Annotated in this window: 8 protein-coding genes and 1 pseudogene; 7 read left to right on the top strand and 2 right to left on the bottom strand. The window is 69.2% G+C overall.

Annotated elements, in window-relative coordinates; translation table 11 throughout:
- Window positions 1-79: 79 nt before the first annotated feature.
- The 7 genes from ENSA7_RS11790 (at window position 80) to ENSA7_RS11760 (ending at window position 9350) form a co-directional block, all read left to right on the top strand.
- On the top strand, window positions 80-748 hold the full coding sequence (locus tag ENSA7_RS11790) for a hypothetical protein (protein WP_146157597.1): 669 nt from the start codon (window positions 80-82) through the stop codon (window positions 746-748).
- A 91-nt stretch (window positions 749-839) separates the two neighbouring features.
- On the top strand, window positions 840-2126 hold the full coding sequence (locus tag ENSA7_RS11785; RefSeq protein ID WP_181233656.1) for a pectin acetylesterase-family hydrolase: 1287 nt from the start codon (window positions 840-842) through the stop codon (window positions 2124-2126).
- A gap of 69 nt (window positions 2127-2195) precedes the next feature.
- A complete protein-coding gene (locus ENSA7_RS11780; protein WP_106089356.1) occupies window positions 2196-5291 on the top strand; it encodes a serine/threonine-protein kinase in 3096 nt (1031 codons plus the stop codon).
- A 64-nt stretch (window positions 5292-5355) separates the two neighbouring features.
- Window positions 5356-7431, top strand: coding sequence for a S9 family peptidase (locus ENSA7_RS11775; protein ID WP_181233655.1), 2076 nt, complete (start codon window positions 5356-5358; stop codon window positions 7429-7431).
- Window positions 7428-8474: an RNA 3'-terminal phosphate cyclase gene (gene rtcA / locus ENSA7_RS11770; protein WP_106089354.1), complete on the top strand. Its 1047-nt coding sequence runs from the start codon at window positions 7428-7430 to the stop codon at window positions 8472-8474. Before ENSA7_RS11775 ends, rtcA begins: the two co-directional genes overlap by 4 nt.
- A 271-nt stretch (window positions 8475-8745) precedes the next feature.
- Window positions 8746-9117, top strand: a complete 372-nt coding sequence (locus ENSA7_RS11765; RefSeq protein ID WP_219907950.1) for a group I truncated hemoglobin — start codon at window positions 8746-8748, stop codon at window positions 9115-9117.
- Window positions 9117-9350: a hypothetical protein gene (locus tag ENSA7_RS11760; RefSeq protein ID WP_106089353.1), complete on the top strand. Its 234-nt coding sequence runs from the start codon at window positions 9117-9119 to the stop codon at window positions 9348-9350. Before ENSA7_RS11765 ends, ENSA7_RS11760 begins: the two co-directional genes overlap by 1 nt.
- Window positions 9351-9394: 44 nt before the next feature.
- Here ENSA7_RS11760 and ENSA7_RS11755 read toward each other — a convergent pair whose 3' ends face one another.
- Together ENSA7_RS11755 and ENSA7_RS43535 are read right to left on the bottom strand one after the other, a co-directional pair.
- Window positions 9395-11104, bottom strand: coding sequence for a hypothetical protein (locus ENSA7_RS11755; RefSeq protein ID WP_106089352.1), 1710 nt, complete (start codon window positions 11102-11104; stop codon window positions 9395-9397).
- A 192-nt stretch (window positions 11105-11296) separates the two neighbouring features.
- Window positions 11297-11691 (bottom strand): annotated as a pseudogene (locus ENSA7_RS43535) (hypothetical protein); the annotation flags it as partial.

The following is an 11691-nucleotide window of genomic DNA, read 5'->3' as shown; positions in this document are numbered from 1 at the left end:
GCGCGCTCGCCCTTGGCTCTTGGCTCTGCTGTTCGGCACCGTGACCTTCGCCGCTCCGCGCCTGGCCACGGCCTGAGGCGTGAGCGCGCCGGTCGGTCCGACTGGCTGCATGGCGACCCCGACCGAGACCAAGCGCAGGCCATTTGCGCTCGGCGTCAGCTACGGCTTCTCGGACACCCGGCTGGTGTTCATCGACGCCGGTCGCTATCGGTTTCGCCAGTCCGCGTACACGCTGAGCTTGGTCGGCGCGCTCGAGCGCGGCCTGGTGCTCGGGGCTGCGGTCGGGCCCCACATGGGCGGGCGCGTGAACGGGCTTCGAGGGGCGCCGGCCGACAGCTGGGAGATCCGGCCCGGGGTCGTGTGGTCGCTGACGGTGGCCCGTCGGTACTTTGGTACAAAACCCGAGCTCCCATATTTGTTGGTGGTCGGAACCGTGAGCGGATCGTCTGCGGCGACCCAGCGCGAGTCCGACGGGGAGCGCGTTGGATTACATGCACTGGATGTCAAAGGTGACGTGAGCGTGGGATGGACGCTTGGCGACGCGTGGAGCCCGTATGTGGCGGTGCGGGGGTTTGGCGGGCCGGTGTTTTGGAGGCAGGGTGATCAGCGCGTAATTGGCGGAGACCTTTATCATGTGTCGGTCGCGGCTGGGTTCAATCTGGCGATCGGGGACCGGGCGGCGATCTACTTTGATGGGGCGTTTGTGGGGATGCGAGGGTTGAGCGGCGGAGCGAGCTTGCGGTTCTGATTTTCAGTCGAATGGTGGTTACGGCCACAGAGGAATTTGTTATGTTGAGGTGATGACTTCGGTTCGCGTTGCGAAACACAGTTGCGTGCTCATGATCGGGCTGTTGGGCGCATGCGGGGGCGATCCCGGCGGTTCTGATGCGGCCTCTGATGCGGCCTCTGATGCGGCCTCGGGTGCGACGGGTGGCGCGGAGACGGCCGGCGAGGAATCTGGCGCGCCGCCGTCGGAGAGCGACTCTGGCGATGGCGACCCTGGCGAGAGCGACACGGCCGAGAGCGACTCGGGCACCCCCGTCGATCTCCCAGAGGAGCCCGAACCACCGCTCTACACGGGCGATCCGCTGCCGGAGGCGCCGCCGGGCGAGTGGAATTGGGTCGACGTCCCGGGCGCGAAGTGCATCGATGGAAGCCCGGCGGGGATCGGCGTGCGCTATGGCATCTCCGACGAGCTGGTCATCTTCTTCGAGGGTGGCGGCGGCTGCTTCAACGAGGCCACCTGTGGGCTGTTTTACGCGAGCTTCGCCAACTTCGATCAGCTGACCTTCGACCTGATCTGGCAGAACACGGTGCTGCAAGGCGGGCTGTTCAGCACCACCAACGCCGACAATCCGGTCCGTGACTGGAACTTCATCTATGTGCCGTACTGCACGGGTGACGTCCACGCTGGCGCCGCGCCGAACACCTCGGTGCCGGGGTTCGCGTTCGGGGCTCCTCAGCAGTTCGTTGGTTACTCCAACGTGCATGAATTTCTCGATCGAATTGTGCCCACGTTTGAAGGCACCTCGCACGTGTTGGTCACGGGGATCAGCGCAGGCGGGTTCGGGGCGGCGTTCAACTATGATCGGATCGCCGACGCCTTTGGTGGGAGCAAGGTCACCCTCATCGATGACTCGGGGCCACCGCTGACGGATCCCTATCTCGTTCCGTGCTTGCAACAGACCTGGCGCGACCTGTTCAACCTCGACGCCACGCTGCCAGCCGACTGCGCGGAGTGCTTCTCCGACGACGGCGGTGGGGTCTACCAGCTGGCCCACTACCTGGCCGACAAGCACGCGGATCAGACCCTGGGCTTGATCACGTCGGAGCAGGATCTGGTGATCCGGACCTTCTTTGGCTACGGCGTGCAAGATCAGGGCGGCCAGCAGTGCCCGCCTGGGATCATCGAGCTGCCGATGAAGGGGCCGTACTTCAAAGCCGGCGTGTACTCGCTCCGCGCCGAGCTCTCCGGTCACGACAACTGGGGCACGTACTTGCAGGGCGGCACCTCGCACACCTCGATCAGCTTCCTGAGCTACTACCTCAACAACGTCAACGGGATCCGCATGGTCGACTGGGTCGCGAACATGCTCGAGGGCCAAACGTCCCACGTCAGCCCCTGAGGCGGGGATCCGCGCGACCGCGATCTGAGAATTGCGGGAAGCCTGTCGGGGTCTACAGTTGACCTCCCGATGAGCACCGCCGACTTGCAGACAAAAGTCGTCAGCAGCGTGGGGGCTGAGGCTTCGCTGTCGGCGAGCGGCGGCCTCGCGGACTCGGTCCTCGAGACGATCGATCGGCTGGGCCGCTACGTGCTGCTGGATCGGCTGGGGCGCGGGGCGTTCGGCACGGTGTGGACGGCCTACGATCCGCAGCTCGATCGCCGGGTCGCGATCAAGCTGGTCTACGGGCGCGAGCGGGCCAAGAGCGAGCTCGACGCGACCCGGGACGAGCTCTTGTCCGAGGCCCAACTCCTGGCTCAGCTCTCGCATCCCAACGTCGTTGCGATCCATGACGTGGGGCTGGTGAAGAGCGACACCAACGACGCCCTGCGAGCGGTCGCGGGGGTGTTCATCGTGATGGAGCACCTGTCCGGGCCGACCCTGGCCGAGTGGCTGGGCGGGGGCGATCAGCACGAGCTCAGCGAGCTGCTGCGCGTGTTCGTCGAGGCCGGGCGCGGGCTCGGGGCTGCGCACGCGCGCGACCTGGTTCATCTCGACTTCAAGCCAGGCAACGTGATGTTCGGGGCCGACGGCCGGGTCCGCGTGCTCGACTTTGGGCTGGCCCGCGTCGGTCGGCAGCTGCGGGCGCGCGCGGGTGGGACGGGGCGAACCCGGGTGGCGGGGACGCCCGCGTACATGGCCCCCGAGCAGCACCTGGGCGAGCCGGCCGACAGCCGGGCGGATCAGTACGCGTTTTGCGTGTCGCTGTGGGAGGCGCTCTATTGCCAGCGTCCGTTCCTGGGCGACGACGCGGCGGGCTTGCTCGCGGCCAAGCGCGACGGCGTCCCCAAGCTCGCGCCCGCGTCGATCCGCCTGGTCCACGTGCACGCCGCGCTCGAGCGCGGGTTGTCGTTTGATCCCAAGCATCGGTTCGAGACCATGGAGCAGCTGCTCGACGTGCTGCTCGATGATCCTCGCCTGCGTCGCCGTCGGTGGGTCGCGGGGGTCGCGTTGGTCGCGGGCCTGCTGGCCGCGGGGTTTGGGCTCGCGCGGGCCTCCGACCAGGCTGCGATTGATCCCTGCGCGCTGCCAGCGGGGGAGTTCGAGGGCGTGTGGGATCCCCAGCGCCGGGCCGCGGTCGAGGCTGCGTTCGAGGCGACCGGGGTCGGGTTCGCGGGCGAGACCTTCGAGCAGGTCGCGCTCGGGCTCGATCGGCAGATCGCCGAGTGGTCGGCGGTCCGCGAGCAGGTGTGTCGCGCGACCCTGATCGACGCGGAGGTGCCGGTCGAGATCATGAGCGAGCAGCTGCTGTGCCTCGATCGTCGGCTGCGCAGCATCGCCGGACTCAGCGAGACGCTGCTCGCGGCCGACCCCGAGCTGGTTGCGCGCGCGCGCGACTCGGTGCTCGCGCTCGAGGACCCGCACGGCTGCCGCGTCGAGACCCAGCGCGATCAGTATGGGCTCGCGGGCGTGCTCGAGGATGATCGTCGGATCGCGCTGCTCAGCGTCGAGGATGCGCTGGCGCGGGCCCGGGTGCTCGGTGAGTTTGGGCGCTATGACGCAGGGCTCGAGGCCGCCGAGCAAGCGATCGATCGGGCGACGCGGCTCGACGATCACAAGGGTCTCGCGCGGGCGCAGCGGGAGCGCGGCCACCTGCTGCGTGAGCTCGGGCGGCCCGACGAGGCTCGCGACGCGAGCATGGCCGCGCTGACCCAGGCGGCGCAGCTCGACGCGCGCGAGCTCGAGAGCATGATCCTCATCGACCTGGTCCTGACCCACACCGCGCGCGGGGACTTTGCGCGGGCCCTGGGGATCCGCGAGTTGCTGGAGACCCGGATCGATCCGGCCCGCACGCCCGAGCTGGCGGCGCGGGTCCACCTGAACGCGTCGGTCATGCACGAGCGGCAGCAGCACTGGGACGAGGCCGTGGCCGAGCTCGACGCCGCGAGCGCGCTGGTCGAGACCCTGCCGGATCGCTCGGCGGGGCTGCGCAGCCAGATCCACGTGAACTACGGCAACATCATGGTCAGCTCCGGTCGCGACTTTGCTCGCGGCGCGGCCGAGTACCGCCGGGCGATCGAGCTGTGGACCAACGCCTATGGTTCGCACCACCCGCTGATCGCCAAGACTCGCCTGAACCTCAGCGCGGTCGAGTTTCGCCGGGGCGATCACGCTGGCGCGATCGCGCTGCTCGAGGCGGCGCTGATCAATCTCGAGCGGCTCTACGGCTCGGACCACCCGCACGTGAGCATGTGCCACCAAAACCTGGGCGCGATGCGGTCGGTGACGGGGGAATTCCCCGAGGCCCTCCGCCACACCCAGCGGAGCCTCGAGCTGACCGCGGCCAAGCTCGGCCGCGAGCACCCCGACTACGCCACGACCGAGCGCAACCTGGCCACGCTGCTGATGTTGCTCGGCCGACACGGCGACGCGCGGGACCACTTTGCCCACGCGGCGGCGGTCTACGAGGGCAGCTACGACGCCCACGACTCACGGCGCATGGCCGCGCAGGCCGAGCTGGCCGAGGTCACCTGGTGGCTCGGCGAGTATGAGCTCGCGCGCAACTATGCAGCCCAGGCCGCGCTCGGGCTGGCCGAGGCCGAGCCGGCCGAGGTCCGTCGGATCGGGCCGCTGTCGACCCTGGCGATGCTCGAATTGCATGACGGTGATCTCGCGGCCGCGCATGCCCACGCCCGCGAGCTCGTCGAGTTCAGCGCCAGCGTGCTCGGCCCCGATAGCGCTGACGTCGCCCGGGCGCGCACGCAGCTGGCCGAGATCCTGCGTGAGATGGGCGACTTTGATGAAGCCCGTGAGCAGCTCACGCTCGCGCTCGCGGCCCTGACTCGCAAGGACGCCAGCGCGCATCCGTTCGCGTGGGCGGTTCGGCTCGAGCTCGGGCGCCTCGCGCTCGACGAGGGCCAGCCCGACGCGGCGATCGAGCAGCTCGAGGCCGCGCTGGCGCTGACCCAGGGTCCGCACGGCGCGGAGGTCTACGCGGCGATCATCGAGCTCGAGCTGGCCCGCGCGCTGGCTGGCCGCGCCCGCGCTCGCGCGGATCAGCTGGGCGCGCACGGGCTCGCCACGCTCGCGCGCTACGGCGTCCGCCCGGACTTGCAGCTGCGCTGAACACGGGCGCTGGGAGATCGCCGGCTGCTGGTCGCGCGTACGCCCGATCTGTATGCTCCGCGGCATGTCGAAGCGCTCGGCCCCGCTGCTCCTGTTCGCGCTGTTGTCCGCGTGCGCCCACACTGTCGAGCCCACGACCGTCTCGTGGGTCACGCAGGCCGAGGCCGCGCCGCGCACCGACGCGCTGACCGCCGAGGACATCGTGCTCATGCGGGAGGTCAGCGACGTCGAGCTGTCGCCTGATGCCAAGCTGATCGCCCACGTGCTGCGGGTCCCCAGCGCGCTCGCGGAGCCGGGCCGCGCGGTCAGTCAGATCTGGCTGGTCGACGCGGCGGGCAAGCTCGAGCCGCGCCGGTTCTCGCCGACCGGGCACAGCTCGTGGTCGCCGCGCTGGTCGCCCGACGGCCAGCGCCTCGCGTTCTTGTCCAAGCGGCCCGGCGACGCCCACACCCAGGTCTACGTGCTCTCGATCGACGGCGGCGAGGCCGAGCCGCTGTTCGCGGCGACCAGCTCGATCGGGGCGTTCGAGTGGTCGCCCGACGGCAAGCAGGTCGCGTACTCGACCGCCCGCGCCCGCGACGCGGAGACCGCCGCGCACGAGGCCGGCCGCGACTGGGTCGTGAACGAAGACGGCGGCACCAAGACCCGACTGTTCGCGGTGGATCTGAGCACGGGCGAGTCGCGCGAGCTGGTGACCAGCCGCGAGCACGTGATCGACTTTTGCTGGGCGCCCGACAGCTCGCGGCTGGCGGTCCGGGCCAGCGAGCAGGCGAGCACCGATCACACGATGATGTACTCGTCGCTCTACACGCTCGAGGCCAAGCTGGGCAGCGCGGGCGCCGAGCTGAAGTCGCTGACCAAGACCGCGGGCAAGCTCGGTCACATGGCGTGGTCGCCCGATGGCTCGCAGCTGGCGTTCCTGGGCGCGGCCGACATTCATGACTCGACCGCGGGGATCGTCTACGTGGTCCCAAGCGGCGGCGGTGAGGCGCGGGCGCTCACGGCCGGCGTCGAGGCGACCGGCAGCTGGCTCGACTGGGCCGACGCGGGGACGGTGTTGTTGCTGGCCGAGCAGGGCACTGCCACCACGATCAGCGCGGTCGCGGTCGCTGGCGGTGCGCCCCAGGCGTTGATCGACGCGGGGCCGATCTGCCACGAGCTCAGCTATCGGGCGGGCAAGTCCGCGAGCTCGCGGAGCTGGGCCAAGGACGGCGTGCTGGCGTGCGTGGGCGACACCAGCTCGCATCCGCGCGAGGTGTTCGCGGGCAAGCTCAGCACCCGCCGACTGACCCGGACCACGGTGGTCAATCCCAGCCTGCTGACCCGCAAGCTCGGCGCGCAAGAGGTCGTGCAGTGGAAGGCCGAGGACGGGCTCGAGCTCGAGGGTGTGGTCATCAAGCCCGTCGACTTCCAGCCAGGCCAGCGCTACCCGCTGGCGGTGCTCCCCCACGGCGGGCCCGAGGGCGTCTCGCTCGACGGCTGGACCACCCGGGCGACTTACCCCGCGCAGCTGTTCGCGGGCCGCGGCTACGTCGTGTTCATGCCCAACTACCGGGGCAGCGCCGGGCGGGGGACCGCGTTTGCGATCGCCGACCACCAAGACCTGGGCGGCAAGGAATTCACCGACGTGCTCGCGGGCATCGATCACCTCGTCGAGCTCGGCATGGTCGACGCGGAGCGGGTCGGCATGGGCGGGTGGAGCTACGGCGGCTACTTCTCGGGGCTCGCGGCGACCGTGTACAGCGATCGCTTCAAGGCCGCGATGATCGCCGCGGCGATCACCAACTGGATTTCGTTTACCGGGACCACGGAGATCGAGCACGAGAACTCGCTCGTGCACTGGAAGCTGTGGCCGTGGGACGACATGACCCTCGCGTGGGAGCGCTCGCCGCTGGCCCACATCAAGCAGTCGAAGACCGCGGCGCTGATCGTCCACGGCCAGGCGGACACGCGGGTGCCCACGGGGCAGTCGCTCGAGCTGTACCGCGGCCTCGCGCACCTGGGCGTGACCACGCAGCTGGTCATGTACCCGCGCGAGGGCCACGGGATCAGCGAGAACGTGCACGGGCTCGACTTCGCCAACCGGTTCTTGGACTGGTTCGACGTCTACGTGAAGGGTGAAGGAGCGACGGGCGAATGAGCAGCGAGACGATCGTCATCGACGGGTCCCAGGGTGAAGGTGGGGGCCAGGTTCTGCGGACCTCGCTGGCGCTGTCGGCGGTCACCGGGGTGCCGCTGCGGATTACCAACATTCGCAGCCGTCGCAGGCAGCCTGGGCTGATGCGTCAGCACCTCGCGGCGGTCCGCGCCGTGTCCGAGGTGTGCGGGGCGACGGTCCGCGGCGACGAGGTCCGCTCGCTGGAGCTCGAGTTCACGCCGGGTCCGATCACCCACGGCGACCGCTCGTTCAAGGTCGGCACGGCTGGCAGCGCGACCTTGGTCTGCCAGACCGTGCTGTGGCCGTTGCTGGCGACGCCGGGTCGCTCGGTGATCAGCTTCGAGGGCGGCACCCACAACCCGATGGCGCCGCCCTTCGAGTTCTTGCAGCGGGTGTTCTTGCCGCACATGCGGCGGCTGGGCCTGGACATCGCCGCCACCCTCGAGCAGGCGGGGTTCTATCCGGCCGGCGGCGGGCGGTTCGTGGTCGAGCTCGAGGGCGGCTACCCGCCCGCGCCGGTCGAGCTGCACGGGCGCGGCGAGATCCTCAGCTGTGAGGCGCTCGCGTTCGTCGCGAACCTGCCCAACCACATCGCGCACCGCGAGCTCGCGGTGGTCCAGCGCGACTTGAATTGGTCGCCCGAGCAGTGCCACGCGATCGAGCTCGACGGGCGCGGGCCGGGCAACGCGCTGTGCTTGATCGTGAAGGCCGAGGCGGGGGCCGAGGTCGCCACTGGGTTCGGAGAGAAGGGCCTGCTCGCGGAGCTGGTGGCCGAGCGCGCCTGCGCGCAGCTTCAGGCCTGGCTGGACGCCGACGTCCCGGTTGGTGAGCACCTCGCCGACCAGCTGCTGATCCCCATGGCCCTCGCCGCCGCCGCCGACGGCCAGGCGTCGTCGTTCGTCAGCACCACGCCCACGCTGCATGCTCGGACCAACGCACAGGTGATCGCGCGCTTCTTGCCGGTCGAGTTCGAGTTCGAGCCGATCGACGAGCGGCGCGGGTGGGTGCGGGCGCGGCCGCGCTGATCCCGAGTCACCCCACCCATCGTCAGGGGCGATGCGTGGAGTGGTGAAATGACTACATACAGTGCGCGGGTGTCCCAAATTGGCCAATGGACCCACCACTCCATTGCTGCCCCGGCCTGACTCATGACATTTTGGGCAGATCGTGATCGTTTGGGCACGCAGCGCACCGTCCACGCGCGTCCATTTGCGCAGAGTGCCACCCCGCTGGCGGCAATTATAGGCTTGGTTCGCGACGTGAGTGGGCGTACTGTGGGGGGCGAGGCCAAACGACGTGACTGAGTCAACTCTCTACGAGCGCATCGGCGGTGAAGCAGCAATCACGGCGACAGTCGGCATGTTTTACGACCGCATCATGGCCGATGAGTCGCTCAAGCACTTCTTCGACGACCTCGACATGGACAAGCAGATCAACAAGCAGATCGCGTTCATGACGATGGCCTTCGGCGGGCCCCACGACTACACGGGACAGGACATGCGCGCGGCTCATGCCCGGCTGATCAGCCGCGGGCTCGCCGTGCAGCACTTCAGGGCCATCGCGGGCCACCTCGAGGCCACGCTGGTGGCGTTGAGCGTGCCGCCCGATCTCGTTGGCGAGGTCTTGACGATCGTCGGTTCAACAAAGTCGGAGGTATTGAACGAATGATGGCTGCAACTCAACCCACCATACCCAAGCGCAGCGGCGCGGGATTTCTGGAGTCGCCCACTTTTGACGAGGTCGTGTTTGGCGACGGCGAGGGCGAGCAGCGGTTCAGCTTCGACGAATTCCGCGAGCTGCCGCTGCGTCGGCGCGTCCAATTGCTGCTGAGCAAGCTGCCGAAGTTCTACCTGGGCGGGGCCGAGATCCCCCGCGCCGAGGCCATGCGCTTCAACGGCTAACGACAGGCGCCTGCAAGCGCGGCGAGTGCAGCGCGCCTGTGGGGTCATGAACCAGTTGTTTCGGGAGGCGGTGGCTCGGGCTCGGGCTCGGGTGGTTTTGGCGGCGGGTAGACGATGTTGGGACCGACCGTGACGGGCCGGCCGCGCATCAGCGAGCCCTCTTCGGTGCCTTCGAACCCGACCCGCACATAGGCCAGATCGCCCGCGCCGTCCTTGCTGGCCTTGCCGGCCAGGCGGATCGTCAAGAAGGTGTCCTGCGGGTTCTCGAAGAACCGCTCCTTGGGTTTGACCTTCTTGTCCTTGTTTGGCTCGATGCCCGCGGGGACGCGAAACTCGGGGAGCCGGGCGAGGAAGCGCTTGCCGTTGCGCTCGAACTTGGTCTGGCCCTCGTTCTCGCCCTCGATCGCGAGCGACTCGGGCTCGATCAGGCCCTTGTCGAGGGCGTCACCGTAGATCTCGACGTAGAGCCCGGTCTCGGCCGGGCCGCCGACGCTGACGGCGTTGAGCGCGATCTCGAATGGTCCGGCGGTGGTGAACGCCCACGCGTCGTTGGGCTGGTTGGGGTTGAGGCTCAGGCGCGGCGCCTGGGTGATGATCCGCGAGCCCGTGTCGACCGGCTTGCCGTCGGCGCCGGTCGGCTCGGCGGGGGCCTCGACCTCGGCCTCGGGGATCTCGGCCTTGTGCTCGTCGCCGGGCGCGGGGACCCCCGACAGATCGAATTCGCTGATCGACCACGCGCGGGCCGACTTGGCGGTGCCGCGCAGGATCTTGTCGGCGGTCGCGAGCAAGAACGCCGAGCCGTCGGCGGTCGGGCGCAGGTGGACCTGCGACGCGCCCAGCCCCGGCGACAGCTCGAGCTCGGTGTGGGGGGTGAGCTCGTGGTCGAGCACGACCAGCTTGCGATCCTCGAACAGCGCGAACACGTTGGGGCCCGCCACGGTGATCGGGCCGATCTTCTTGGCTTCGAAGCTGCGGTGCGCGAGCAGCTTGCCGTCGTCGCTGAACTCGCAGATCACCGCGCTCGCGTCGGGCTTGCAGATCGCGACCAGCACGCCGCGCGCGGTCGCGGTCGCGGCCATGCTCGTACCTTTTTCTTGTGGCGCTCGCAGCACGCACGCGAAGCCCTCGGGGGCCTGCTGGGGGCTCGGGCGCCGGAGGACCCCAACGACCGCGCTGGCCGTGTCGTAGACCGTGTACGCGTGGGTGTTGGCGTCGACCACGAGCAGGTCGGGATCGGTCGTCCAGCGGGTCTTGCGACTCCACGGGGCCTTCTCCCACAGCAGCTCGTCGGGCCACTCGACCTTCTGTGGCTTGTCGCTCTCGTACTCGTGCTCCCACTTGCCCTTGGGATCGGCGGGGGGAACACCGAGCACGATCGAGGTGAGCGCGCGGGCCTTGGTGCCGGTCACGTAGGCCGCGAACACCCGCTGGCCGTCGGCCGACGCCAGCGCGCTGATGTCCCACGGCAACTTGACGCTGCTGCGCTTGGGCCCGAGCGCGGTGCGGACCAGCTTGCGATCTGCGCTGATCGTGAACGCGGTGGTCAGCCCAGGTCCCGAGCCAGATCCCGAGCCAGATCCCGTTCCAACGGCGAGCGGGCGCACGCGCGCGAACGCGAGCTTGCCCTTCTTTGGTGGGAGCGGGCCCCCGAGCTGCTCGGTTGCGAGGACCAGCTGCACGTCCCCGCTGCGGTGCACGGTGAGACCCGTGGGACCAACCACGACGTCGATCTTGCCGTCGGTCCAGACGCTCATGGGGGACCTCGTCGTTCCGCAGGGGCGATATTCGGCGTGTTCTCGAGCATGGTCTTGGTGGTACGGGCTGGCCGACGCCAGCGCTGCTCGCCGCAGTCATAACACGGCGGCGAGGCGCTCACTGTCTTCAGCTTTGGGCCCCGTTCTTGGCCCACTTGCGGACGCCTGTGTGGGTCAAACCAGACCACGGGCTCACTCGAGCTCGATGTCGTCGAGCTCGACGTCGTCGAGCTCGTCGCCCTCGAGATCGAGCTCGACATCGTCGAGCTCGGCGAACTCGGGATCGGGCTGCGCGTCGGACTCGGCCAGCTGGTCGTGGGCGGCCTCGACAGGGGCCTGGTCGGGCTCGTCGGTCGCTGGCTCGGCATGATCGCTTGGCTCCACGAACTCGGCCGCCACCGCGAGATCCTCGATGTCGGCGATCTCGTCGATCTCGGCGAGGTCATCGAATTCGTCGAGAGCCTCGATGTCGGCGAAGTCGTCCGCGTCGATGAGGTCCTCCGCGATCTCGGGCTCGAGCGTGGGCGTGGGCGTGGGCTCGGGCTCGACCGCGAGCGTGGGCTCGGGCTCGGCGGTCGGGATCGGGA

The organism is Enhygromyxa salina (genome assembly GCF_002994635.1).
GTDB lineage: Bacteria > Myxococcota_A > Polyangia > Nannocystales > Nannocystaceae > Plesiocystis > Plesiocystis salina_B.
The sequence above is the reverse complement of the archived record's forward strand: the minus strand, read 5'-3'. Positions and strand labels throughout refer to the sequence as shown.

What these genes read in the sequence shown, in the direction of transcription:
- ENSA7_RS11785 (WP_181233656.1), top strand. Translation starts at nt 840, where the DNA reads ATGATCGGGCTGTTGGGCGCATGCGGGGGCGATCCCGGCGGTTCTGAT.
- rtcA (WP_106089354.1), top strand. Translation starts at nt 7,428, where the DNA reads ATGAGCAGCGAGACGATCGTCATCGACGGGTCCCAGGGTGAAGGTGGG.
- ENSA7_RS11780 (WP_106089356.1), top strand. Translation starts at nt 2,196, where the DNA reads ATGAGCACCGCCGACTTGCAGACAAAAGTCGTCAGCAGCGTGGGGGCT.
- ENSA7_RS11755 (WP_106089352.1), bottom strand. Translation starts at nt 11,104, where the DNA reads ATGAGCGTCTGGACCGACGGCAAGATCGACGTCGTGGTTGGTCCCACG.
- ENSA7_RS11775 (WP_181233655.1), top strand. Translation starts at nt 5,356, where the DNA reads ATGTCGAAGCGCTCGGCCCCGCTGCTCCTGTTCGCGCTGTTGTCCGCG.
- ENSA7_RS11760 (WP_106089353.1), top strand. Translation starts at nt 9,117, where the DNA reads ATGGCTGCAACTCAACCCACCATACCCAAGCGCAGCGGCGCGGGATTT.